Origin of the sequence: Sorangium sp. So ce836, assembly GCF_028553905.1 — a bacterium.
In the GTDB taxonomy this organism is placed as follows: Bacteria; Myxococcota_A; Polyangia; order Polyangiales; family Polyangiaceae; genus Sorangium; species Sorangium cellulosum_D.
Map to the genome: position 1 here is coordinate 7969350 of NZ_CP102233.1, position 25397 is coordinate 7994746.

Annotated in this window: 18 protein-coding genes; 11 read left to right on the forward strand and 7 right to left on the reverse strand. The window is 71.9% G+C overall.

Translation table 11 applies throughout. The features are described 5' to 3' along the window. Positions 1 to 36: 36 nt before the first annotated feature. A complete protein-coding gene (locus NQZ70_RS28685) occupies positions 37 to 723 on the reverse strand; it encodes an SMI1/KNR4 family protein (protein ID WP_129577047.1) in 687 nt (228 codons plus the stop codon). Between the two features lie 127 nt (positions 724 to 850). Between NQZ70_RS28685 and NQZ70_RS28690 the strand changes: the two genes are divergently transcribed. From NQZ70_RS28690 to NQZ70_RS28715, 6 genes are all read left to right on the forward strand, one after another. Further along, complete coding sequence (locus NQZ70_RS28690; protein WP_129577048.1) at positions 851 to 1114, forward strand: hypothetical protein; 264 nt, start codon at positions 851 to 853, stop codon at positions 1112 to 1114. Beyond that, positions 1111 to 2730 carry a hypothetical protein gene (locus tag NQZ70_RS28695; protein ID WP_129577049.1) on the forward strand — a complete coding sequence of 540 codons (1620 nt, stop codon included), beginning with the start codon at positions 1111 to 1113 and terminating at the stop codon, positions 2728 to 2730. The genes NQZ70_RS28690 and NQZ70_RS28695 overlap by 4 nt, the downstream gene beginning before the upstream one ends. Positions 2731 to 2827: 97 nt before the next feature. Next, positions 2828 to 4384 carry a hypothetical protein gene (locus NQZ70_RS28700; protein WP_272825919.1) on the forward strand — a complete coding sequence of 519 codons (1557 nt, stop codon included), beginning with the start codon at positions 2828 to 2830 and terminating at the stop codon, positions 4382 to 4384. 23 nt (positions 4385 to 4407) lie between these two features. After that, on the forward strand, positions 4408 to 5781 hold the full coding sequence (locus NQZ70_RS28705) for an NAD(P)/FAD-dependent oxidoreductase (protein ID WP_129577050.1): 1374 nt from the start codon (positions 4408 to 4410) through the stop codon (positions 5779 to 5781). Between the two features lie 87 nt (positions 5782 to 5868). Continuing rightward, positions 5869 to 6432, forward strand: coding sequence for an FMN-binding protein (locus NQZ70_RS28710; RefSeq protein WP_129577051.1), 564 nt, complete (start codon positions 5869 to 5871; stop codon positions 6430 to 6432). After that, positions 6429 to 7052 carry a hypothetical protein gene (locus NQZ70_RS28715; RefSeq protein WP_129577052.1) on the forward strand — a complete coding sequence of 208 codons (624 nt, stop codon included), beginning with the start codon at positions 6429 to 6431 and terminating at the stop codon, positions 7050 to 7052. The genes NQZ70_RS28710 and NQZ70_RS28715 overlap by 4 nt, the downstream gene beginning before the upstream one ends. 546 nt (positions 7053 to 7598) lie before the next feature. On the opposite strand, the gene NQZ70_RS28720 is transcribed toward NQZ70_RS28715, so the two are convergent. Next, positions 7599 to 8210, reverse strand: coding sequence for a response regulator transcription factor (locus NQZ70_RS28720; RefSeq protein ID WP_129577053.1), 612 nt, complete (start codon positions 8208 to 8210; stop codon positions 7599 to 7601). A 580-nt stretch (positions 8211 to 8790) separates the two neighbouring features. Continuing rightward, the gene (glgB, locus tag NQZ70_RS28725; protein WP_129577054.1) at positions 8791 to 11037 is read right to left on the reverse strand and encodes a 1,4-alpha-glucan branching protein GlgB; all 2247 of its coding nucleotides are present in this window, start codon (positions 11035 to 11037) and stop codon (positions 8791 to 8793) included. A 384-nt stretch (positions 11038 to 11421) separates the two neighbouring features. On the opposite strand from glgB, the gene NQZ70_RS28730 reads away from it, so the two are divergent. The 3 genes from NQZ70_RS28730 (at position 11422) to NQZ70_RS28740 (ending at position 13555) form a co-directional block, all read left to right on the forward strand. Continuing rightward, positions 11422 to 12990: an aldehyde dehydrogenase family protein gene (locus NQZ70_RS28730; RefSeq protein ID WP_237244141.1), complete on the forward strand. Its 1569-nt coding sequence runs from the start codon at positions 11422 to 11424 to the stop codon at positions 12988 to 12990. 134 nt (positions 12991 to 13124) lie between these two features. Then, positions 13125 to 13325 (forward strand): hypothetical protein, encoded by a 201-nt coding sequence (locus NQZ70_RS28735; RefSeq protein ID WP_129577056.1) that lies wholly within the window; start codon positions 13125 to 13127, stop codon positions 13323 to 13325. After that, positions 13322 to 13555 (forward strand): hypothetical protein, encoded by a 234-nt coding sequence (locus tag NQZ70_RS28740; protein ID WP_129577057.1) that lies wholly within the window; start codon positions 13322 to 13324, stop codon positions 13553 to 13555. The genes NQZ70_RS28735 and NQZ70_RS28740 overlap by 4 nt, the downstream gene beginning before the upstream one ends. Positions 13556 to 13636: 81 nt before the next feature. Here NQZ70_RS28740 and NQZ70_RS28745 read toward each other — a convergent pair whose 3' ends face one another. After that, entirely contained in the window at positions 13637 to 14542 is a 906-nt protein-coding gene (locus tag NQZ70_RS28745; RefSeq protein WP_129577058.1) for a hypothetical protein, read from the reverse strand. Between the two features lie 726 nt (positions 14543 to 15268). Between NQZ70_RS28745 and NQZ70_RS28750 the strand changes: the two genes are divergently transcribed. Next, the gene (locus NQZ70_RS28750; RefSeq protein WP_129577059.1) at positions 15269 to 17731 is read left to right on the forward strand and encodes an SUMF1/EgtB/PvdO family nonheme iron enzyme; all 2463 of its coding nucleotides are present in this window, start codon (positions 15269 to 15271) and stop codon (positions 17729 to 17731) included. Between the two features lie 301 nt (positions 17732 to 18032). Then, positions 18033 to 20798 (forward strand): PAS domain S-box protein, encoded by a 2766-nt coding sequence (locus NQZ70_RS28755; RefSeq protein WP_129577060.1) that lies wholly within the window; start codon positions 18033 to 18035, stop codon positions 20796 to 20798. A gap of 76 nt (positions 20799 to 20874) precedes the next feature. On the opposite strand, the gene NQZ70_RS28760 is transcribed toward NQZ70_RS28755, so the two are convergent. From NQZ70_RS28760 to lon, 3 genes are all read right to left on the reverse strand, one after another. Next, positions 20875 to 21303: a hypothetical protein gene (locus NQZ70_RS28760; protein WP_129577061.1), complete on the reverse strand. Its 429-nt coding sequence runs from the start codon at positions 21301 to 21303 to the stop codon at positions 20875 to 20877. A 10-nt stretch (positions 21304 to 21313) separates the two neighbouring features. Further along, complete coding sequence (locus NQZ70_RS28765; RefSeq protein ID WP_129577062.1) at positions 21314 to 22267, reverse strand: endonuclease/exonuclease/phosphatase family protein; 954 nt, start codon at positions 22265 to 22267, stop codon at positions 21314 to 21316. A 570-nt stretch (positions 22268 to 22837) separates the two neighbouring features. After that, a complete protein-coding gene (lon, locus tag NQZ70_RS28770; RefSeq protein ID WP_272825924.1) occupies positions 22838 to 25237 on the reverse strand; it encodes an endopeptidase La in 2400 nt (799 codons plus the stop codon). Positions 25238 to 25397: the final 160 nt, after the last annotated feature.

A 25397-nucleotide genomic window follows, 5' to 3' on the forward strand; every position in this document is an offset into this window, starting at 1 on the left:
AGCGCGCCGCGGCCAGGCTCGGCGGGCGACGCCGCGTCAGCCCGTGAGCGCGCTCCGCGCGAACGGGCGAGGCGGAGGTGTGAGCGGCACCGCCACCGCGCGCGCGCGGCTCCGCGGCGCGACCGCCGCGCGCGGCCGCGGCGTCAGATCGAGCTGCGCGGCGGCGCGCTGCCGGCGATCGTCGAGCTCCGCGGCGAGCATCTCCTTCACCATGTCGAGGAGCTCGGCGAACCCCGAGAGCCGCATTCCGACGTCGTTCGTCCAGAGGATGACCTCGAGCTCACCGTCCGGCGACCTCACCTCAGGATCCCACGCGAAGACCGTCTCGGCCGCCGCGTCGATGCCGAACGGGATGAGCGCGCTGCGCGCGCTGTACCGGCCGCGCAGGCTCGACGGCGCGACGTCGCGCTCGCCTGCGCGGCGCGCCTCCTCGCCCTCGCAGAGCTCGAGCACCATCCGCCCGACGTCCATGTACGAGCCGCGCGCGAGCGCGCGCACCCCGAGCAAGCTGGCGCCGGCGAACAGCTGCGGCCAGCCGTCGTGCCGCGCGAGCAGCTCGCGGTAGCTCGGCGGCAGCGGCATGCCGAGGCGGCGCTCGACGCCGGCGATCGCCGCCTCGGGAGCCCCGGCCGGCGGCGCGATCGGCATTCCCCGCCGCGGGTCCAACCGCGCGAGCTCCAGCTTGAGCGCGCGGATGCGGTGCATCGACTCGAGCCACTCCATGCGCGCGACCCTACGCGCGAGGCGCGAGGAGGAGCAAAAAACGCGCGACGCCCGGCGCCGCCGCCCCGGTCGCGATCGCGCAACACGCGCGCTTGACATGCATTTGCGTCGGCGGCACGGTGCTTGCGTGGCCGGCTTGGGCTCCTGGGCATCGCTGCGCACCGCCTTCGTGATGGCGGGCGCCACGTTCGTGTTCGTGTCGCTCGCGACCGCGTGCCTCGACTACGCGGGCGAGGAGCTGTTCGACCAGTGCGACACCCCGGCGGCGCCGCTCCCCGGATCGGGCTCCGGCTCGGGCGCGACCGTCAGCACCGGGGCGGCCGGCGCGGACGCGCCGGACTGCGGCGCGCCGACGCACGCGCCGGGATCGGGCTCCGGCTCGGGCTCGTGAGCGAGGAGCGGCGCGACCTCGCCGCGCTCGCCGCGCTCACCGCCGCCGCGCTCGCCTCGCGCCTCTGGTTCCGCATCGACCACGACGAGGACATCGACGCGCTCCGGTTCGCGCTCGGCGTGGAGCGGTTCGACGTGGCCTCGCTGCGCCCGCACGCGCCGTACTACCCCGTGCTCATCGCCGCGGCGAAGGGGCTCGCGCTGCTCGGCGCCGCGCCGCGCGCCGCGCTCGCCCTCGTCAGCGCCGCGTCGGGCGCGGCCGCGGTCGCCTTCACCGCCCTGCTCGCCCGCGAGGTCGCCGGGCGGCGCGCGGCGGCGTTCGCCGGGATCCTCGCCCTCGCCTCGCCGTTCCTGTGGCTGTCGTCCGAGAAGCTCCTCAGCGACATGGCCGGCGCCGCGGTGACGACCGCCGCGCTCTGGCTCTGCGCCCGCGGCCGGCGCCTCCGCCGCGCGGCGGACGCCGCGGAGGCCGAGACCGCCGCGCGCGAGGCGAACGCCGCGCGCGCGCGCACGGCGGCGCTCGTGCTGCTCGGCGTCGGGCTCGGCGTGCGGCTCTCGTATTTCCCGTTCGCGCTCGCCTGCCTCGCCGTCATCGCCCGCAGCGAGGGCGGCCGCCTCGCGTGGCTCGCGCGCGGCCGCGACCTCGCGACCGGCGCGCTCGCGTGGCTCGTGCCGCTCGTGCTGATCGCGACGCCGCGCGACCTCGTCGCGACCACGTGGGTCCAGGGGCTCGGGCACTTCACCCGCTGGGGCGGGACCGCGATCACCGTCTCGTCGCCGGCCGATCGGCTCCACGGCGTCGTCTGGGGGATCTGGGCCAACGGCCTCGGCGGCGCGTGGCCGGACGCCCCGGCGGCGCGCTGGCTCGGCGCGCCGATCCTGCTCGCGCTCCTCGCCGCGGCCGCGCTCCGCGCCGCGCCGCTCCGGCGGGCCGCGCGCGCGGCGCGGGACCAGCCCGAGCTCTTCGCCTCGGCGCTCGCCTACTTCGTCTGGGCGCTCCTCGGGCAGAACATCGCCTTCAAGCCGCGTCACTGGCTGCCGCTCGTCCCGCTCCTCATCGTCGCCCTGGCCGCGGGCGCGGCGGCGCTCGCGCCCGCGCGCTCGCCCGCGTTCCTGGCGGCGGGCGCGTCGCGCGGCCGCGCGCTCCGCTCGGCCGCTCCCGCCGCCCTCGTCGCGGCGCTCGCCGCGCAGTGGCTCGCCGACGCGGTCGCCCTCGCGCGCCAGCACCAGGCGCCCTCGCCCGCGGCCGCGATCGTGGGCTTCCTCCGCGACGCCGGCGCCGAGCAGCGCCCCGTGCTCACGCGCGACCTCGACCGGATGATCCAGGAGGGCGCGCCCGGCCGGCGGCCGGTGCGCGTCCGCGGCGACGACGAGCTCGTCCGCGCCGTCGAGCAGGCTGGCCCGGGCGGGGCGCTGATCACGAGCGAGGCGCTCTCGCCCGCGGCCCGCGACGCGCTCGCCGGCCGCGGCTACGCGCTCTCGGTCCGCTTCGCGCGCCCGCGCTCGCGCTACGTCGACGCGCTCTGGAGCGACCTCGCCCTGCTCGAGGCGCTGCCGGCCGGATCTCCGGCGGGTCGACCGCTCCCGCGCTCGCCGCGCGGCGCGCCCTCCGGCTGAAAACGAGGTTGACCTCCGTTTTCAAGGGCGCGAAGACTCCCGCCCTGCCGAGCGCCTCGCCGGGCTCCCGGTCCTCGTCATGAAAGCGATCTCGTCCTTGTGGCCTCGCACTGCGGGCGTCGTCCTCAGCGCGCTGCTGCCCCTCGCTGCCGCCGCGCAGCCCGCCCCCGCCGCGCAGCCCGCGCCCGTCGCCGCGCAGCCCGCCCCCGCCGCCGCGCAGCCCGCGCCCGTCGCCGCGCAGCCCGCGCCCGTCGCCGCGCAGCCCGCCCCCGCCGCCGCGCAGCCCGCCCCCGTCGCCGCGCAGCCCGCCCCCGCCGCCGCCGCCGCCGCCGCGCAGCCCGCGCCCGTCGCCGCGCAGCCCGCGCCCGTCGCCGCGCAGCCCGCCCCCGCCGCGCAGCCCGCGCCGGACGGCCCGGTCCTCGACCTCCCGCCCGAGCACGCCGCGCCGCCGCCGGAGCCCTCGAAGCCCGCCGTCGGCCTCGGCGCCGGGGAGGCGCCGGAGCACGAGCTCGTCCGCGGCCTGACCGAGCAGCGGTTCCGGAGCGCCGGCGCGAGCGCGACGAGCACCTCGATCGGCGGCTACGGCGAGGTGCACGTCCGCGGCACCACGACCGGCCGCGAGGGCGAGCGCGCGTGGGTCGCCGACATCCCCCGGCTCGTGCTCTTCGTCGCGCACGAGTTCACGACCGACATCCGGTCCTACGTCGAGCTCGAGGTGGAGCACTCGCTCTCCTGCGCGAGCTGCCCCGGCGCCGCGGAGCTGGAGCAGGCCTATATCGAGTGGAACGCCGCCGGCCGCGCGCTCGGGCTGCGCGCGGGCCTCGTGCTCGTCCCGATGGGGATCATCAACCAGTGGCACGAGCCCCCCGTGTTCCACGGCGTGGTCCGGCCGAAGGTGGAGACCGTCGTCATCCCCTCGACGTGGCGCGAGATCGCCGTCGGCGCCTTCGGGCAGCCGCTCGACTGGCTGCGCTTCGAGGCCTACGCCATGACCGGCCTCGATCCGCTCGGCTTCCGCGCGGGCGGCCTCGCCGGCGGCCGGCAGAACGGCGGGCTCGCCCGCGCCAACGCGTGGGCCGGCGTCGCGCGCGTCGAGGCCGAGCCGCTGCTCGGCGTCGTCGCCGGCGCGTCGCTGTACGCCAGCGACGCCGGCCCGAACGGCGACGGCAAGTTCTTCCTCCGCGACGGCACCCCGGTCGATCTCTCGGTCCCGGTCCTCGGCTGGTCGCTCGACGCGCGCTGGCGCAGGAGCGGCCTCGAGGCCCGGATCCTGTTCGCCCAGTGGCACCTGCCCGAGGCGCGCGCCCTCATGGTCTCGTTCAACCGGAGCGGCGCGCCGAACTTCATCGATCCCACGAGCCCCGTCGCCACCCGGATCCGCGGCGGCTACGTCGAGGCCGCCTACGACGTGCTCCGCCCGCTCGGCGTGGGCCACGAGCTCCTGCCGTTCGCGCGCCTCGAGGCGTACGACACGCAGTCCGCGGTGCCCGAGGGCTACGCCGAGAACGCCTCGTACGGGGTCCGCGAGCTCACGCTCGGGGCCTCGTACCGGCCGACCCAGGGGATCGTGCTCAAGGCCGACTACCAGCTGCGCGACCGCACCCTCGGGTTCGACCAGACGCAGCTCAACTTCGGGCTCGGGTTCATGTACTGAGCGCGCCGGCCGAGGGCACCGCCATGTCACTCCGCCCAGACGGCGCGGGGCCCGAGCGCCTCGTCGTCGGCGCCGGCATCTCCGGCCTCTACGCTGCCCTGCTGCTCGCGCGGGCCGGCCGGCGCGTGCGCCTCCTCGAGCGCGCGGCGCGCCCCGGCGGCCTCGCCGGCGCCGAGCTCTTCCGCGGGCTGCCGTGCGACCTCGGCTCGCACCGGCTCCACCCGGCCGCGCTCGAGCAGCCGCTCTTCCGGGAGGTGCACGCGCGCGCCCCGTTCCTGTCGCGCCCGCGCCGCGGCGTGCTCGTGCTCGGCGAGCGCCACGTCCCCTACCCCCCGAGCGTCCCGTCGATGCTGCGCGCGCTCGGCCTCCGCGCCGGCGCCGCGATGGGCCTCGGCTTCGTCGCGCAGCGCGGCCGCCGCGCCGCCTTCGCCCGCTGGGAGCACGACCGCGCGATCGCCGGCGACGACGTCGGCTTCGAGCGGTTCGTGCGCGAGCGCGTCGGCGCCGCGGCCTACGCGTCGTTCTACCGGCCCTACGCCGAGAAGGTCTGGGGCATCCCGCCGTCCGAGCTGTCCCAGACCGTGGCGAAGAAGCGGATCAGCACCACGAGCCCGCTCGCGCTGTTCCGGGGGCTCGCCCGCGGCCGCGGCGGCGCGGCCACGGACCTCGCGCGGTTCGTCTACCCGCCGGCGGGCATCTCGTCGCTCATCGCGTACCTCGAGGCCCGGCTCGCCGAGGCCGGCGTCCGGGCCGAGTGCGGCGCCGCCCTCGACGCGGCCGGCGTGGCCGCGGCCGCCGGCGCGGCGCCGGTCCTGTTCGCGGGCGACCTCGCGGATCTCGTGCCCGACGCGCGCCTCGAGCACCGCGGCCTGTACCTCGTCTACCTCGCCTACCCGCGCGCGCGGCTCGGCGCGCCCGAGACGTACTACTGCCCCGACCCGCGCTTCTGGTTCGGCCGCGTGTCCGAGCTGCAGAACTACGCGCCCGATCTCCGCCGCCCGGGCGAGACGGTGCTGTGCGTGGAGATCCCCGAGGGCGCCTGGGGCCGCGGGCGCGACTTCGCCTCGGGCCGGCCGCTCGCGGCGCTGCTCGACCAGCTCGTTTGCGCGGGCATCGCCCCGCGCGGGGTGACGCCGATCGAGGCCCGGCAGCGCTTCGTGCCCAGCGTTTACCCGCTCTACCGGCGCGGCTGGCTCCAGGACTGGCGCGCCGCGATGCGCCGCGCCGCCGCGCTCGGCGCGCTCCCCTTCGGGCGGCAGGCGCTCTTCCTGCACTGCAACCTGGACCACTGCGCCGCGATCGCGGCCGACGCGGTGGCCCACGTCGAGGCCGGCCGCAGCCCGGAGGCGTGGGTGCTGAGCGCCGAGCGCTACCTCGACGTGCAGGTGCGCGACTGAGCCACGCGCGCCGCTGGATCCAGCGGATCCAGCGGCCAAACGCTGTTGACTTTGACTTTCACGAATGACAGTTTCCTCGGAGTCTCGATGCGTCCTTCCGCTTTCCGCACGGCCCACCTCGCCGCCGCCACGGCCCTCGCGTTCGCGCTGGCGGCGCTCCCTGCCCACGGCGCGACGTACTGGACGGTCCCTGCCGTCCTGAAGAGCTTCTTCGCGAGCTCGAAGAAGGTCGGTTACCGCAAGGTCGTCCTCAGCGACGCCGAGGCGCAGGACATCGGCAAGAGGCTCGGGGCGCAGGTCAAGCGCGAGTGGGTGGTCTACGTCGCGGAGTCGGACGGCAAGGCCGACGGCTATGCGATCAAGGACGAAGAGAAGGGGATGCACGAGCCGATCGACTTCGCCGTGAAGTTCTCGACGGCCGGCGCGGTGGAGCGGATCGAGATCCTCGAGTACCGCGAGGCGTACGGCGACGAGGTCCGCGGTGATCGCTTCCGCGCCCAGTTCCAGGGCAAGACGGCGAGCGACCCGATCACGGCGGGCAAGGACATCGACATCGTGTCGGGCGCGTCCATCTCGTCGCGCTCGGTCGCGCTCGGCGTGAAGCGCGATGCCCTCGTCCTCCAGCTCGCGCTCAAGCGCGGCGCGCTGTGAGGGATTTCACCGCGGCGGCGGGGCGGCTGAGGTCGCTCTCGCTCGGCGCGAAGCTCCTGTACACGGCGTTCGCGATCGCCTCGATCGCCGGGCTGCTCGTGTCGTGGCGCCTCTACGGGGCGATGGTGCAGGACGCGGGCGCCGTCGCCTACTACGCGGGCGCGCCGGCCGCCGCGCCGCCGCCCGCGCCCACGCAGGCGCCCGCCGCGTCCGACGGGCCCGCGCTCGAGCTGGGCCCGGAGCTCGAGCTCCCCGCCGCGCCGGATCCGCCGCGGGTCCTGGTCGAGCAGATCTCCGAGCGGAAGCTGCTGGAGGTGACCCACTTCCACCTCTTCTCGGTGCCCGTCTACGTCTTGATCCTCGCGCACCTCTGGCTGCTCGCGCGGCTGCCGGCGTGGCTGCACACCGGGGGCGTGGCGGCGGCCGTCGTCACGAGCGGGCTGCACATCGCGGCGCCGTGGCTCATCCGGAGCGCGCCCGGCGCCGCGGCCCTGATGCCGATCTCGGGCGTGGCCATGCTGCTGTCGCTCGGCGCCATGGCGGTCGTCTCGACCGTGGACATGTGGCTGCCGAGGCGATCGCGGCGGGGCGAGGCGGCGCCGCTCGACGACGCGCGGTGAGACGGCGCCTCACGCCGCCGGCGACGCGGCCCGCCGCTCGGGGTTGACGGTATCCCAGGGATCGCTCGTGAGCCAGCGAGTGTAGGTCGTCAACATGGGTGTTTCCCCCTTCCCCTTCCTTCGTTGCGCCGTATCCGGCGGAAGCGGGATCGCGACGCACATCCCATCTCCGCCCGGGGGGCGCGCCCCGCCGCCGCGCCGCGGGCGGCGGAGCGCGCCGCCGAGCCCGTTCCTTCCATGAAACAGAGTGTTGCGAGAGGTACGCAGGGCGGCGCCGCGGCTCGACAGCGCTCGCTCTCGAACGGTTCGGCGGGGGCCTGAGCCGGAGGGCGCCAGATCAGGAGTCCCCGGCGGACAGAGGAGCTCCAGGCCGGGCGCTGCCCGGCGCGCTGCGGCCGTCGGACAGCGCCGGCAGGGGGGAGCTCACCACCTCTGCACCGATGGACCGGTGTCGAGGCTGAGGCATTGGCTCAGGACCCCTGCCGAACCCACGGCAAGGTGGAAACACCGCTCCCGGGGGTGTCGACGCCCCCGCGCCGCGCCGCCTCAGCGCCTGATCGCGCTCCGCTTCAGCCATCGGGACGTGAGCGACCAGGCGAGATCGAGCACGTCCTTGCTCTCGAACGGCTTGCTCAGCAGCCGGAGCTCGGGCCGCTTCAGGCGCCGGATCACGTCGTGCCACGAGTAGTCCGAGTACGCGCTGCAGATCACGGCCTCGATGTCCGGACACTCGGCCCAGATCCGCTCGATCGTCTCGATGCCGTCCCAGCCCGGCGGCATCCGCATGTCCACGAACATCAGCGCATACGGGCGGCCAACCCGCTGCATCCGCCGGACCCTCTCCAGCCCCTCCTGGCCCTGGCAAGCGCCGTCCACCTGGAACGTGCTCCTCGGGACCGCCGCCGGCGCCCCGAAGATCGCCGCGTCGAGGGCGTCGAGGTCCGCCGATGTCCCCACATCCGGGCACAGCAGCTTCTGAAAATCGCGGTGGATCGCGGGGTTGTCGTCGATGACGAGGACCCTCCGGACCTCGCTCCCCCGCGCGGCGTCAGGCCCCGTCCACGCCGCGGGCGGCAGCTGCGACGAGAAGCGCGGCGGACCTCCTTGGCTCATCGTCGCCAGCGTGTGACCGAGGAGCTTGCCGTTGTGACTCGTCATTGAAAAGGTCCACCTCCGCTCGATGCAAGCCAGTCCATCCCAGCGCACGTCCGAGGAGCAGGCGAGCAGCAGACAGCGTGTTTACGGGATCGGCCCTGCTGGCCGGGTGCGTGAGGACGAGCGAGCAGCGAGGCCCCCGCCGACAACCGACCGAATCGCTCTTGCCTCGCTCGCCGCCGGAGAAGCGGCCCCGCCAGGACAAGGCTCCCCCCTCGACGCATTCGCCCCGGGTGAGTCGAGGAGCCCTTTCCGTTGCGGAAACTCCTTAGTAAAGAAATTTGTCAATTCGTGCAAGCCGGTTTCGTGCACGACATCTTGCTTGCCCGCGGCCGCTGTGCAGTGCGCCTGCCTCGGAGCACGAACAGCGGAACGAGAGAGAACGGCGCGCAGCCCAAGCGCCGAAAGTTCTCCGACCTGGACGGACAATCGATCTCGGCCGCGGCCAGAGAAGCAGAGGGCGAGATGAGCCTGCGACCTCGCGAGGGGCCGGCGGCGGAGGAGCGCGGCGGGATGCCGGCCGTCGCTCCTCTATCGTGGGTTGTCGTCGGTGTCGTCGGTCGCCGTCGGCCCGCGCGCGGCGTCAGGGCTGCGCGTCGCGCTCGGGGATGAGCCAGAGCACCCCGAGCGGCGGGAGCGTCAGCTCGATCGACTGCGGGAACCCGTGGCAGGGGATGTCCTCGACCTCGACGCGGCCCATGTTGCCCACGCCGCTGCCGCCGTACTCGGTGGCGTCGGTGTTGAGCACCTCCAGGTAGGCGCCGCGGCGCGGGACGCCGATACGGTACGGGCGGCGCGGGACCGGCGTGAAGTTGCCGATGAACACGACGTGCTGGCCCGAGGGCGACATCTGGTCTCCCGCGCCGTCCCCGTAGCGGATGAACGAGATCACGGTCTGCAGGTTGTCGGTGCAGTCGATCCAGCGGAAGCCGTGGTGCTCGTCGTCGAGCTCGTACATCGCCGGGTACTTCTTGTAGAGCGCATTGATGTCGGTCACGAGCCGCTTGAGCCCGGCGTGGGCAGGCACCGAGAGCAGGCCCCAGTCGAGCTCCGTCTTCTCGCTCCACTCGGCGAACTGGCCGATCTCGCCGCCCATGAAGAGCAGCTTCTTGCCCGGGTGCGCCCACATGTAGCCGTAGAGCGCGCGCAGGTTCGCGAGCATCTGCCAGTAGTCGCCGGGCATCTTCGAGAGCAGCGACCGCTTGAGGTGGACGACCTCGTCGTGGCTCAGCGGCAGGAGGAACTTCTCCGAGAAGGCGTAGATGAGCCCGAACGTGAGCTGGTGGTAGTGGAACGCGCGGTGGACCGGCTCGTGCTTGAAGAAGTCGAGCGTGTCGTGCATCCACCCCATGTTCCACTTGAAGTCGAAGCCGAGCCCGCCGACGTACGTCGCGTGCGTCACCGACGGCCAGGCGGTGGACTCCTCCGCGCACAGGATCGCGCCCGGGAAGCGCTCGTGCACCCGGTTCGACAGCTCCCGGATGAACTCGATCGCCTCGATGTTCTCGCGGCCGCCGTACCGGTTCGGCACCCAGTCCCCGCCCTGCGCGGCGTAGTCGAGGTAGAGCATCGACGCGACCGCGTCGACGCGCAGGCCGTCGACGTGGAACTCGTCGAGCCAGTAAAGGGCGTTGGCGACGAGGAAGTTCCGCACCTCGTGCCGGCCGTAGTTGAAGATGTACGTGTTCCACTCGCGGTGCTCGCCGAGGCGCGGGTCGAGGTGCTCGTAGAGCGCCGTGCCGTCGAACCGGCCGAGCGCCCACGCGTCCTTCGGGAAATGCGCCGGGGTCCAGTCGAGGATCACGCCGATGCCCCTCTGGTGGCACCGGTCGACGAAGTAGCGGAAGTCGTCGGGATCGCCGTAGCGGCTGGTCGGGGCGTAATAGCCCGCCACCTGGTAGCCCCACGAGCCGTCGAACGGGTGCTCCATGATCGGCATGAGCTCGATGTGCGTGAAGCCGAGCTCGGCCACGTAGTCGACGAGGTGGTCGGCGAGCTCGCGGTAGGTCATCCAGCGCATCCCGTGCTCGTACGGCGGGCCGTCTTCGTGCACGCGCCGCCAGGAGCCGGGGTGGACCTCGTAGATGGCGATCGGCTTCTTGCGTGAGTCGAGCTGGCCGCGCGTCCGCATCCACTCGCCGTCCTGGAACGCGTAGCGGCTCGTCGTGACCCGCGAGGCGGTCGCCGGCCGGAGCTCCATCGCCTGGCCGAGCGGATCGCTCTTCACGGTGATGTGCCCCTCGGGGGTCTTGATCTCGTACTTGTAGAGCGCGCCGTCGCCGACGCCGGGGATGAAGAGCTCCCAGAAGCCCTCGCCCATCCGGCGCATCGGGTGGCGGCGGCCGTCCCAGTGGTTGAAGTCGCCGACGACGCTCACGCGGCGCGCGTTCGGCGCCCAGACCGCGAACGACGTCCCGGAGACGCCGTCCACCTCGCGCACGTGCGCGCCGAGGACGCGGTAGAGCTCCCAGTGCCTCCCCTCCGCGAGGAGATGGCGGTCGATGTCGCCGAGCGTGGGCGGCATGCCGTACGGATCGCGCTCGACCGAGGTGTTGCCGTCCGGGTGGCGCAGCTCGATCCGGTAGAGAAAGCGGCCGTCCTTCGGGTAGGAGACGCCGGGGAAGCGCGCCTCGAAGAGGCCCGCGGGGTGGATGCGCTCCATCGGCTGCCTCCGGAGCGAGGGGTCGTCCGGGACCACCGCGATCTCGGTGGCGTCCGGGCGAAAGACGCGGACCACCAGGTCGTCTTCGTCCTCGTGCGCGCCGAGCACATGGTGCGGATCCGGGTGCTCCACAGCCGCGATGAGATCGACTTCTCGTTGTTCCAACATGTCGGGGTCCGCCTATACCGGCTCCTCTCGCCGACGTCATGCCGAGAGTCCGCCCGAGACGAGAGCCCGGGTCGCCCCGGCAAATGACCGAGCCAAAAGGCAGGGCTCGCCCTACACGCGGCGCGGCCCTCGCCGTCCCGCCTGCCCCTGGCGCAACCGCGGTGTGCTCACCATTTGTCCGCGGCGCAACAGCGGCGCCGGAGGGGCCGCGCCGCGCGCGCGCTCGCCGGGAACCGGCCGGAATCGTCGGGAAATTGAGCAAATGCTCATTTGCTGTAGCTTCGCTGGGAGGCTACGGTCCGGGCGCCGAGCAGCGAGCCACGGAGGCCATCCGGCGGGTTGCGCGGGGCTCGACAGGCGGAGGGATCGAACATGGGTCAGGTGGTGAGCGAACGCTCGATCGGCGGCAACGGCAGCGGTCCTGGCATGAACGGGCACGGGGGCGCGACGATCCGCAGCTACGCGCCCGCGACCGGGGAGCTCCTCGGGGAGGCGCCGAACACGAGCGCCGAGGAGGTGCGGGCCGCGGTGGCCAGGGCGCGGCGCGCGCAGGAGGCCTGGGGCGCGCTGCCGGTCGCGGAGCGCTGCCAGCGCGTCCTCCGCTTCCGCGACGCCATCGTCGACCGGACCGACGAGATCGTCGATCTGCTCTCGCGCGAGTGCGGCAAGCCGCGGCACGAGGCGCTCCTGCACGAGGTGCTCGTCGCGGCCGACATGGCGACGTACTTCGCCGAGATCGCGCCGAGGGCGCTCGAGCCGCGCGAGATCAAGCTCCACCTCTTCAAGCACCGGCGCAGCTTCGTCCACTACGCGCCGCGCGGCGTGATCGGCGTGATCTCGCCGTGGAACTTCCCGTTCCAGCTGGCGCTGCGCGACGTGCTCGCGGCGGTCGTGACGGGCAACGCGGCGGTGCTGAAGCCGAGCGAGGTGACGCCGCTCATCGCGCTCAAGCAGAAGGAGATCTGGGACGGCGCGGGCATGCCGGAGGATCTCTTCCAGGTGGTGACCGGCTACGGGCCGACCGGCGCGGCGCTCATCGACAGCGGCATCCAGATGCTCGTGTTCACGGGCAGCGTCGGCACGGGCAAGCGGGTGGCGGCCGCGTGCGGGGAGCGCCTGATCCCGTGCGTGATGGAGCTCGGCGGCAAGGCGCCGCTCATCGCGTGCGCGGACGCGGACATCGAGCGCACGGCGCAGGCGATCGTGTTCGGCGGCTTCGCGAACGCGGGGCAGGTCTGCGTGGCGGTGGAGCGGGTCTACGCGCACCGCGAGATCCACGACCGGCTGCTCGAGCGCACCGTCGAGATCACGAAGGGGCTGAACCAGGGCGATCCGGGCAAGGAGTTCGTCGACGTCGGGGCGATCATCTTCGGGCCGCAGATCGAGGTGGCCGAGCGGCTCATCAAGGACGCGATCGAGAAGGGCGCGAGCGTGAGGGCGGGCGGCAAGCGCGCGCCGGGGCAGGGCCAGTTCTTCGAGCCGACGATCCTCGCCGGCTGCGATCACGGGATGAACGTGATGAGCGAGGAGATCTTCGGGCCGGTGGTGCCGTTCATGCAGGTCGCGACCGAGGAGGAGGCGATCCGGCTGGCGAACGAGTCGCACCTCGGCCTGAACGCGTACGTCTTCTCGGAGGACACGGATCACGCCCGCCGGCTCGCCGAGCGCCTGCAGGCCGGCAGCGTGCTGGTGAACGACGTGCTCATGAACGGCGCGCTCCCGGACGCGCCGTTCGGCGGCATCAAGCAGAGCGGCTTCGGCCGGGTGATGGGCGAGGACGGGCTCCGGCAGATGTGCGACGTGAAGCACATCAACGCGGACCGCGTCGCGCTCGGGTCGAAGGACCCGACGTGGTTCCCCTACACCGAGTCGTCGTACGGCTGGTTCAAGCGCGGCATGCGCGCGCTCTACTCGAGCGGCAGCCTGATCCGGCGGATCGGGGAGCTGTTCTAGGGCGGGGACGCGGGCGCGGGGCGGGCCGGCCAGGTGCCAGGCAGGACGGCCGCCGGGTGGGGACGGCGGCGGTCTGGCTTCGTACCAGACGCGCCCCCTTGCCCCCCTGCCCCTTTCCGATCCACGCTGCAGGCATGCCCCGCCCCGACGTCTCGCCGAGCGACCCCATCCTTGCGGCCCTCGATCGCGCGCCGCGTGCGCAGAGGCTCACGCCGGAGCAGCGCGCCGAGCTCGAGCAAGACCTCGCCGACATCGCGGCGGGCCGAGCGCGCCTCGTTCCTCACGAGGATCTGCCGCGGGCCCTGGAGGAGCTGGCTCGCGGGCGGGACGGATGAGCTTCCGCGTCGTCTGGAACTTCCCCGCCCTGGCGACGTTTTACAGCCTGCCGATGCACTCGGCCTTCATGATCGACCGGGCGGTCGTTCGCTTCGCGGAGACGGGTGAAGGCGAGCTCGCGTGGGAGGCGCCCTACCACCTCCTCAGCGCGGGCTTCCACGACGCGGTGCTCGCGATCGATCGCGAGTCGCGGACGATCACCGTGCTCCGCATCTATCGCGTTCGCTGAGCCCTGCCGAGGGCAAGCGCTTCGAAGCCGCCCCGCGCGGCGCCGGCATCCAGCGCCGCGCGTGCGGTGAGGGGAGTCGCTTCAGACCGGCGCGGGCTCGACCGCTGTGGGCTCGGACGGCTTTGTCTCGACGGGCGCGGGGTCGGCCGGCTTTGTCTCGACGGGCGCGGGCTCGGTCTCCGCGGCGGCGCTGCCCCGGCGCCTCGGGCGGAGCCGCCGGAGGGCGTTGCGGAACGAGGCGGCGCTGAAGCGGCGCTTCGCCTCGGGCAGGTCCCAGCAGGCGTTGACGCCGGCGGCGCGCGCCTCGTGCCCGAGCAGCGTGGCGTAGGTCACGATGGAGTTGCGGAGCGCCATCGCCTCCTCGCGGTTCCGCAGGCCGAGGATGCCGAGCAGGTCGCGGCCGCTCACCTCGTCGAGCAGGACGCTCCCTTCGCGCACGAAGTCCTCGGTGAGGCCGACCGGGGTCAAGCGGGCCTGGTGCTGCCTGGCGAGCCGGAGGAGCATGGCGAGGTCGCTGATCTCCTCGTCGAGGGTGCCGCTCGAGTTCACGTCGGCGAACTGCTCCGCGACGTCCGGCTCGAAGACGAACGCCTGGTCGGCGAACGCCTTGAGCCGCGCGCGCCAGGGCCGGCTCGCCTTGAGCACCTGCTCGATCGATCGCACCTGGTAGGCGCCGGTGCGCTTGCCCTCGCCGAACCACAGGTTCGCGGTGTCGAGGAGCTGGATGGCGCCGCGGAACAGCGCGCGGCGCTCGGGGCCGTACGCCTTGCTGGCGAGCGGCGCCTCGTACTGGACGACCGACAGGTAGAGGTCCCGGAGCTCCGTGAGGGTGGTCGAGATGGGCTGGCTCGGCTCCATGACCTCGCGGACGATGCGATCGAGCTCGGGGCGCGCCTGCTCGAGGAGGGCCTGAAACTCCGCGGGGGTGCCGACCGCGCGGGTCTCCTTCAGGACCGCGTGCTGCTCTTGTGAGAGTTCGATTCCCATAACCTACCTCCTGGTGGGGTGGTGGCCAGTGTGGACATCGTGGCCAGCGGGTGGTCGTAGCACGACAGCAGAGCTCGGCGCGGCCCAGCGGCGCCCGGCGCGCCGGAAAGCACGGTTGCGTCACCGGGGAGCTGCACCAGCGCCTCCGGGGCGCGGCCCGGCGGAGCTGGGGAGCGGGATCAGCGGGTCGAGGAGCGCGGCCAGCGCGGCGAGGGAGGTGCACCAGCAGGTCGGAGGAGCGATGTCAGCGCGGTGGGGCGGCTGCACCAGCGGGTCGGAGGAGCGGTACCAGCAGCTCGGGGAGCGCGTCCAGCAGCTCGGGGGAGCTGCACCAGCGGGTGCTGGCAGCGGCTCCGGACGTGCTGGCAAGCGTCCATGAGCTGCTGGCGCGGTCCGCTGCGCCGCCGAGCGGCTTCCATGACGTGCGCGGCGCCGCGCGCTTTTACGCAGCGGGGGTAGCGACGCGCGCGAGGGGGGTCGAGAGCTCGCGCACGACGACCTCGCGGTAGATCGGGTCTGCGGCACCAACGAGCGCGCCTGGGAACGTTGGTTGGCCAAGCGTTTCGGCCACTTACCGCGGCGGTCGAAGAAGTTCGCCATGCTCCGACGGCCAGCGTTCAACCGGATCGGGTCCTAACTCCGCGGGGCACCTCGTCTGACCGTGCGGCGACGGGCGGTACGGTCAGCATCGATCCCCGTCGGCTCATTCGGCTAGGATGAGTCCTCATGGCGTACCTGTCCGAGGATCGGATAATGGCCATCTACGAGGCCGCCGTCGCGAGCGGCCTCGCCGCTCAGCAGGATGCGCTCGTTGCCGGGCTGCCCACGGCGTACGTGGCCATACTCCCAGCGCCGGTGCAACCGGCGGCGCGCTTGCTCCAGACGCTGCACGCAATGAACGCTCTCCCGGCGCTGGCCGACGGCACGGTCCCCCTCATGACCTGGCTGAGGAACGCCCGGATGCTCGCGGCCACGCTACCGCAGGGGCGTGTATTCGAGGATAGCCTCGCACAACTGGTCGGGACGGCCGCGCGCGCGGCCTCCGGTGCTGCTCCGGCAACGCAGGCGAGGGCGAAGGAATCGGCGTGCTCGCCCGGTTCCACGAAGACCGGCTCGACGCCCGCCGCAGCTAGCGGCGTGACCATCGGGGGCAGCGTGAGCGAGAGCGTTGTTGTCGTTGGCGGCAGCAACAGTATCAGCATCGTTCCACTGTCATCCGACGCTCCGCCGTCTGAGGAGCGTGCCCATCTCCGAGACACCAACAATGTATCGCGCGGCCGTATCGACACGGCGACGGCAATTGGAACGTGCATCGCCTTCTTGGGCGCGTTGGTGGCCCGTTGGCTGGAGAGGCCGTGCATGAGCTTGGCCATCCTCGGCGCGGTCGGCGTGGCATTCCTGATCGGACAGTACATTGACTCCATCCACCGGTTCGCCTTGCGCAACCACCTTCTCCGCCTAGGCGACTGGCTACAACGCGCCGGCATGACCGATCTCGTCGGGCTCGCCGACTGGTTCCTAGACAAGGTCTATGGCCGCGAGCTCTTTTCCCGGCGCGCGCTCTTGATAACGCTGATTCTCGTCGCGAGCCTCATGATTCCGATAGGCGTCGTCACCATCATCACAGCGGTGATAGAGCTCGGCGATCCGTGGATACCGCTGCTAACCCAGACGACATTATTCATAACACCTTCCCTTTTTACGTTCACGCTCGTCAGCTACAGTTCACTCTGGCTCACGCGGACGATGCTCCGGAGCATTCAGATTTCACCATCGTGGCCCCGTCTGCTGCGAGGCTTCGTGCTCGGAGCCGTAGTCCTGGCCGGGGTCAGCTACGTCGCGTTCGAACTTACCCCTTACCGCCTTCTCACCGTGACCTATGACGGTGGAGCGGCTCACTTTCGCTCGCTTCTGGTTCCGGCCGTGGAGCATCTCGGAATGCTCGCGTCTGGCGCGATCCAGGTCGACCGTCTGCACCTCTCTGGTGGCCTGCCGGTGTTCTTTGCCAGCCTCGCCTGGACCGCGCTGGTGGCCCTCTTTCCTCTCATCGTGCTGCTCTCGATCCTCGCCTCGGCGTTCGCCCACAGGATAACGGGCCGACTAGTTCTGCCTCTGGGAGGGCGCCTAGCGCGTACCATTGCGGGTGATCCGGCTGGTCCGCTCTCGAGGCTTTATCTCCCGGCAGTGGCGGCTGCTGCCATATGGAGCTTCGAATCACTACGAACACCTGAACCGCCAATGAACCTATCCTGGAGCGCTGTTTCCACTGGCGAGTACGAGATCGGGGCACCTGAGACATCACCGATGCACGCCATCGACCAGCCGAGGCGACGAACCAATCTGACTTGGGCGTTCGAAATCACGCAGACGGAGATCCCGCAGGACTGGTGGCTGTGGATTTGGAACCAGAATCCGCAGCAGGCACGACGCTGGAAGCTGCCCCGTCGACCGTGGACCTACATCGGCGACGAGCTCCCGGTCGAGACAGTATCATGGTGCGAGACGGCGCGATTTCTGAATCTCTGGTCTCTTGTGGAAAGTCGCACACCTGTCTATTGCAGCGGCGACTCGTGCGTACCAGACGAAGGCCCTGGGTTTCGGGCCGGCGCTGGCTTGGACGGGTGTGAAGCGGGCGCGGTCATCCACGTCCGGTGGACGGCGGACGGCTACCGGCTACCCACCGCAGACGAGTGGGAAATCGCTGCACGTGGCCAATCTACAACCGAATATTGGCCCGGCGACACGTTCGATGATTTGAGTCGCGTGGGCTGGCACAACCGCAATAGTCCGCTGCACCCAATGCCGGTGGGCCTGAAGCCACCGAATCCTTTTGGCTTGCGCGACGTCCATGGAAACGTGTGGGAGTGGGTGTGGGACGAATTTCGAGTCCCACACAGCTGGGCAGCAGAGTTGGACGCAATGCAGCGGGGCGAGAAGCCGTCGCAAGGCAACGGGCTCCACGATGTCACGTCGGACGCGCAGATGGCCCTGCTAAAGGAGGGCAGCACGAACTTCCGCCTTCTGCAGGCAGCGAAGCAGCAATCCAGGCTTCCGATGCGATGTACACGGGGGGGCGGCTATCTGGCGAATGAGTGGTACAGCCGCAGCGCCGGCCCCTACCTGGGAAACAACGTGCGGATGCGTCGGTCAGACATCGGCTTCAGAGCTGTGCGCCGAGCTGCTCCATGACCCCCGACACCTACACCTGGTCAGGTCGTATTCAGCAAAGAGTGACCTCATCCTCGCTTCGCCTCGCTCTGCTCCAGGTGATGGTCCCGGAGGAGCTCAGCGGCACAATCCGCGGACGCCCCGCGGGCGACGGAGGAAATAGAAGACACGGCGATCGAGGACAACCGCGTCGATCAAGCATCCATGCGATCTCGGCGCCCCTCGCCCCCTCCGAGGCCGCCTCCGCCCGGCTGCCATGGCCCGCTCCCGCCGGACGATGCGGCCTGGCCCTCCGGTTCCTTCGAGGTACCCTGGTTAGGACATGAGCGCGGCAGCGTCGACGCCGGGACAGGACGACGAGGTGGGTAGAGTCGACCTGCAGTTCCGCCTGCTCGCCGAGATGCTCCCTCAGATGGTCTGGGCCGCTCGCGGCGACGGAACATGGGATTACGTCAACGAGCCTTGGCGCACGTACACCGCGCTGACGGCGGAGCAGCTGATGCGCGCGGGCTTCGCCGCCGCGGTCCATCCGGACGACGCCGCCCGCTGCGCGGCGGCGTGGCGGGCCGCCGTCGCGCGCGGCGCGCCGTTCGCCGAGGAGCTCCGCCTGCGGCGCCACGACGGCGCATACCGCTGGTTCCTCGCCCGAGCGGAGCCCGTCAAGGACGGCGCCGGCCGCGTGATCCGCTGGCTCGGCACGTCCGCCGACATCGACGAGCGCAGGCGCGCCGAGCTCGTCGAGGGGATGGACCGGCGGCGGCTCGTGCTGGAGACCGCCCGCGACGTCACGGCGCGCAGGAACGCGGAGGAGAGCCTGCGCGAGAGCATGGCGCGCTTCCGGAACATCGCCGATCACGCGCCCGTGGTGATCTGGGTCACGGCCCCTGACGGCTCGTGCATTTACGCCAACCCGCGGTGGCGCGAGCTCACGGGCCAGCCCGAGGCGACCAGCCTCGGCTTCGGCTGGCTCGCGACGGTGCACCCCTCGGACCACGAGGCGGCGGCGGAGACGTTCCGGCGGTCCACCGCGCGCCGCGAGCCCTTCAGGATGGATTACCGGCTCCGCCGCAGCGACGGCGCGTACCGCTGGTGCATCGACGCGGCCCATCCGTGGATCGGGCCGGACGGCGAGTTCCTGGGCTACGTCGGCTCGGTCATCGACATCACAGAGAGGAAGGAGGCGGAGCTGCTCCTGCGCGAGAGCGAGGAGCGGTTCCGCCGCGCCGTGATGGCGACGCCGTTCCCCATCATGATCCACGCCGACGACGGCGAGGTCATCAGCCTGAACCGCGCGTGGACGGAGATGAGCGGGTATACCCGCGATCAGATCCCCACCCTCGCGGCGTGGATCGAGCGGGCGTACGGGGCGCAGAGAGGCGACGTGAGCGACCTGATCCAGTCCCTCTACGATGCCGACGGCGGCACGGCCGAGCGCGAGCTCCCGATCACCACGGCGAGCGGCGAGCAGCGAATCTGGGCGTTCAGCGCCGCGCCGCTGGGGAAGGAGGCCGCCGGCCGGCGACTCGCCATCAGCATTGCCCACGACGTCACCGAGCGGAGGCAGATCGATGAGGCGCTCCGCGAGAGCGAGGCGCGCTTCAGGCAGCTCGCCGACGCGATGCCGCAGATCGTCTGGACGGCGAAGCCGGACGGCAGCATCGATTACTACAACCGTCGATGGTTCGAGCTCGCCGGCGCGGCGCAGGCGGAGGTGGCCGGCGATACCTGGATCTCGTTCCTGCCAGAGGACGATCGCCAGCGGGTCCTCGACACCTGGTCTCGCTCGGTGGCGACGGGCACTCCCTACGAGATCGAGCACCGCATCGCGTTCCCCGCCGCCCGCGAGCCCCGGTGGTATCTGGTCCGCGCCGTGCCGATCCGGGGAGCCTCGGACGAGATCGTGCGGTGGTATGGCACCTGCACGGACATCCACGACACAAAGCTCGCAGAGGCGGCCCTGAAGGAGGCGGATCAGCGCAAGGACGATTTCCTGGCGATGCTCGCGCACGAGCTGCGCAACCCGCTCGGGCCCATCCGCAACGCGGTGGAGCTCCTGCGGCACACGGCCGTGCAGCAGCCGGCGCTCGTGCGGGCGTGCGGCGTGATCGATCGGCAGGTCGCTCACATGGCCCGGCTGGTGGACGATCTGCTCGACGTTTCCCGCGTCGCGCGCGGCAGGATCCAGCTCCGCAAGGAGCGCTGCGACCTGGTGCGCCTCCTCCGGCAGACGGCCGAGGATTACCGCAGCACCCTGGAAGCGAGCGGCCTGCGGTTCGATCTGAAGCTGCCGTCGGGGCCCGTCTGGGTGCTCGGCGACCCGACGCGGCTATCGCAGGCCGTGAGCAACCTGCTGCACAACGCCAACAAGTTCACCGATCCGGGCGGCCGGGTGACGGTCGCGCTGTCGGTGACGCCGGAGAGCTCCGCCGTGGTCCGCGTCCGCGACACCGGCATCGGCGTGGATCCGGCGACGCTGGCGCGCATGTTCGAGCCGTTCAGCCAGGCCGATCGCAGCCTGGACCGCAGCCGGGGTGGGCTCGGGCTCGGCCTGGCGCTCGTGAAGGGCCTCATCGGGCTCCACGGCGGCACGATCTCGGCCGAGAGCGGGGGAATCGGCCACGGGACGGAGATGGTCCTCTGTCTGCCGATCGAGCGCAGCCCCGCCCCGCCGTCGGAGCGCTCCGCGCCCCCCTCGCGCGGCGCGGAGCACGCGCTGCGCATCCTGATCATCGAGGACAACGTGGACGCCGCGGAGACCCTGCAGGCGCTGCTCGCCCTGTACGGCTACCACGTCGAGGTCGCTCTGTCCGGGCCTGCCGGCGTGACAGCGGCGCGCTCGTTCCGCCCGGAGGTCATCCTGTGCGACATCGGTCTCCCTGGCGGGATGGATGGATATGGCGTGGCCAGGGCCTTGCGGGGGAACGTGGACCTCTCATCACCCTCGCTGATGATCGCGCTGACCGGCTATGGTCAGGAGGAAGATCAGCGCCGGGTCCGTGAGGCCGGCTTCGACATGCACTTCATCAAGCCGATCGATCTGTCGTCTCTCCAGCGGATCCTCGCGTCGCTCGCGAGCTCACCCGCGTGATTCCGGCACGGCGCGCCGCGAGCATCTTGGATGTCGATCCCGCCGACCGGCAGCACCTCTCGAAACGATAATCCCCCTATTCTCCGGTGATGAGCGCGGCGATCTTCTCCCCGGTGGCGCTGTGTTCGAGGATCGTCTTGAGGAGCTCTTCGAAGGAGGTGCGATCGTTGGCCGAGTCGAAGCGATTCTCCCAGCGGAGCCTCACGGGGTATCCGAGCTCCCCAAAGGTGACCTCGGCCAGCGGGACGAAGGGCCCCGTGTCGAGCCGCGCCGTAAGCGCGGTGATCTTCTCACGCGGCGCGGGTATCCCCATGAGGACCTCGGCGTCGGACGCCTCTCGCACCGCATGCTCGACGGTCTCGAACCGAAGCGCGATGGGCGCCCCCGTGATCATCGCCACCTCTGCCGATGCGGCGGCAAGCACAGCGTCCATCTCCTTTCGTGCCTCCGCCGCACGCTTGTGAGCGTCGAGCCCCTTCTTCAGTGCTTCTCCAAAGCTGGCCATGGGTCCTCTCTCAATCGGTTGTCGGTGGCGCGAGCCATCGAAGGTGGCCTACGATCGGCAGGTGGTCGAAGGGAGCGCGGAGACGCGCCCCAGCCCGGTCGAAGACGGCGCTGTCCTCATGAATTCCGAGGGCCCTCTCGTCGAGCGACCACCCGTAGCCTCGGAGTAGCGATGGCGAGACGAGCACCTGGTCGAAGGTCCGCCAGGAGGTCTGTCCGACAGTGCCTGTCGAACAGAACGTGCCCGCGAGCGTCGCTGGCTGTCGCTCACCATCCCAGGCATGGCGTTCGCCAAGCCAGCGCCACGCTGCATTGTAAAAGAGGAGATCCGACGGCGAGCGGGGCCGGTGCCGCTGAACCGCGGCCCGCGATCGAGCCGCCGGAAGGCTCGCGTCAAATTGCCTCTCGAACGGCTCGGCGTTGAAGTCGCCGAGGATGAGGACGGGGACGTCCTCTCCGACGGCTTCCGTGCTGGCGATGATCGCGTCGCGCAGCGCCTCGGCGGAGCGCGACCTCCGCGCGTCCGCGTCCGCGGCATCTCCGAGGTTCGACCGCCAATGCGCGGCCGCGACGACGAGCCACCCGCCGCGGTCATGCACGCCGAACGTCGCGACGAGCCCCGCTCGAACCGCGTTGGCGGCGTGATGCGTCCGCACCCAGACGTGGTCCATGAGCGTCAGTGACCTTCGGTCGTAGGCGATCGCGACGTCGAAATCATGGAGTTCGCCGGACGTGTCGCTCAAGCTGTTCCAGCTCGCGCGCAAGCCCTCAGGGAGCCATCCGAGGACGTCTTCACGTCGCACCTCGGCCATGGCGACCAAGCGGCAGCCGTGCTGTTCGACCAGCGTGCGGAAGACGTTGACGGCGGCGGTCCGATGCTCCGTTGTCGCGCGCGATCGGGTGCTCGGGGGCGAAACTTTCGTGTTCCACCACGCGAACGGGATCCGTTCCAGGGCGCCGGACATGAGCGATGCATACCGAGGGCGCTCCCCGAGTCAAGTGCCCTGGGCTCCTCGACGGCGAGAACGGACAGGCGCGCCTCGCGGCGACGGCGCCTGAGAGCAGCCGCGCTGCCGCGTCGCCCCTTCGGGCGAGCGCGTCCGAAGCACAAGGCACCGCGCAGCGCTCGTCATCGAGCGCGTCCCCCCATGCGCGTCGTCCACGACCCGACGCATCGTGAGCGCCTCGAAACGGTGCACCCGCAGCTCGGTGAACGACGCCCCCACAACAACGTAAGCGCCGGCGGGGGGCTGTGCGCGGCGGCGCGCGGGTGGGCGCGGCGAGCACCGAACGAGGTGCCATAAGCTCTCAGGGGGCTCTACGTCTCAGGCGCGCCTTGTGTGGCGCGCGACGAAACGTCCCAGGAGGCATGGCCCGAAGTGAGACATGCCGGGCGGTGTTCTCAGCGCAAGCGCCCACGCCGCCCGCCTCGGCGGATGGCCGAGCGCCCACCCGCGCGCCGCCGCGCACAGCCCCCCGCCGGCGCGCGCGGCTCGGCACAGCCGCGCGCGCCCGCCCCCCCGGGGCCCCCTCCGCTACGCGGCCGCCGCCGGCTCCCCCGCCGCCGCGTTCGCCGCCGCGCCGCCGCCCACGGCCTCGATCGGCGCCTCCTCCAGCGCCGCCGCGATCACCTGGCTCATGTCCTCGACGAAGATGATCTCCAGCTCGCCCCGCACCTCCGCCGGGATCTCCTCGGCGTCGCGCGCGTTCTTCTGCGGCAGGATCACCCGCGTGATCCCGGCCCGGTGCGCCGCGAGCACCTTGGACTTGATCCCGCCCACCGGCAGCACCCGCCCGCGCAGCGTGCACTCGCCCGTCATCGCCGTGTCCGAGCGCACGCGCCGCCCGGACAGGAGCGACGTCAGCGCCGTGAACATCGTCACGCCCGCCGACGGCCCGTCCTTGGGCACCCCGCCCGCCGGGACGTGGATGTGCAGGTCCTCCGTCTCGAGCTTCGCCGTGTCGACGCCGAGCTCGCCGGCGTGGCTGCGCACGTAGGTGAGCGCCGCCTTCGCCGACTCCTTCATCACGTCGCCCAGCTGGCCCGTGATCTCGACCCTCCCCTTCCCCGGCATCCGCGACGTCTCGATGAACAGGATGTCCCCGCCCACCGGCGTCCAGGCGAGCCCGGTCGCGACCCCGGGCACGCTCGTCCGCTCCGCCACGTCACTGAAGAACCGGACCTTGCCGAGGTACTTGCCGAGCTCGCTCGCCTCGATCGCCACGCGCGGCGCCTTGCCGTCCGCCGCGCGGGCGATCTCCAGCGCGACCGCCCGGCACAGCTTCTTGATCTCGCGGCCGAGCTGCCGCACCCCGGCCTCGCGCGTGTAGTCGCGCACGATCGCCGCGAGCGCCTCGTCCGTGATCGACAGCGATCCCGGATCGATCGCGTGCTCCTTGAGCTGCTTCGGGACGAGGTGCGACCGCGCGATCGCGATCTTCTCGTCCGGCGTGTAGCCGGACAGCTCGATGACCTCGAGCCGGTCCCGGAGCGGCGCGGAGAGCGCGCCGAGGTCGTTCACCGTGCAGAGGAAGACGACCTCCGACAGATCGAACGGCAGCTCCATGTAGTGGTCGACGAACGTCCGGTTCTGCTCCGGATCGAGCACCTCCAGGAGCGCCGCCTCGGGCGAGCCGCGGAAGCCCGCGCCGAGCTTGTCGACCTCGTCGAGGAGCACGACCGGGTTCTTCACCTTCGCCTTCTTCAGCGCGTGCACGATGCGCCCGGGCAGCGCGCCGACGTACGTCCGCCGGTGGCCGCGCAGCTCCGCCTCGTCGTGCACGCCGCCGAGCGAGATCCGCACGAACGGCCGGCCGGTGGCGTCGGCGATCGACTGGCCGAGCGAGGTCTTGCCCACGCCGGGCGGGCCCGCGAAGCACAGGATGGTCGCCCGCGCCTTGCCGGTCAGCTTGAGCACCGCCATGTGCTCCAGGATGCGGCGCTTCACGTCGTCGAGGCCGCGGTGATCCTCGTCGAGCTTCGCCTGGACCGCGTCGAGGTCGTCCTTGACGGCCGCCCGCGCGCTCCACGGCAGATCGGCGATCCACTCGAGGTAGGTGCGGATCACGTTGTGCTCGGCGCCCTGCGGGCCGACCGACTCGAGCCGCCGGAGCTCCCGGTCGGCGACGGCGCGCGCCTCCTCGGAGAGCCCGGCCTCGTCGAGGCGCCGGCGGAGGAGCGACAGCTCGTCCTCGCCCTCCTCGCCGCCCGCGAGCTCCTTCTGGATGGCCCGGAGCTGCTCGCGCAGGATCGCCTCGCGCTGGCCCTTGCCGAGCTCGCGCCGCACGTCGTTGTCGATCTTCTTCTTCAGGTCCGCGAGCGCGGCCGCCTCGGAGAGCAGGCCGGCGACCCGCTGGAGCCGCGGCACGACGCGCAGCTCGGCGAGCACCTCCATCTCCTTCTCGGTCGGGAGCCCGAGCGCGCCGGCGACCTGATCCGCGAACAGGCCCGGCTCGGCCCGGCTCGCGGCGGCGATCTCGGCGAGGTTCGTCGCGGTCCTCGGGCCGAGCTCGCGGGCGCGCTCGCGCAGCGACGCGGCGAGCAGGCGCGCCTCCTCGGCGTCGCCGGGGTACTCGGGCGCGAGCGCGCCCTCGGCGCGCCAGTACGGCTCGGCCTCGACCAGGGCCGTGAGCGCGAAGCGATCGAGCCCCTCGATCACCAGCCGGTAGCCGTTCGAGACGCGCGTGACGTCGACGACCCGAGCGAACGTGCCGATGTCGTGGAGATCCTCGCGGCGCGGATCCTCGCGCTTTGGATCGCGCTGCGCGATCACGCCGATCACGTCGCCGGGGTGGACCGCGCCGAGCAGCGCCACCGAGCGGGCGCGGCCCACCGGGAGCGTGAGCACGGTGCCCGGGAAGAGCACGCCCGTGCGGAGCGGGAGCAGGGGGAATGGAGAGCGAGGCGCGCTGGCGCCGCTGCGAAGCTGGCTCATGCGAACTCCTGGGGCAGCGAAAGGCTCGCGCCATCCCTGCCGGATCGGATCGGTGGACGGGTGGTTGCGGAGCGCCGCGCCTCCGCCGGGTCAGGGCGGCGCGCGGCGCGCGGACGGGTCGCTCACGTAGACCGCCGCGAGCGACCGCTCGGGCGAGCTC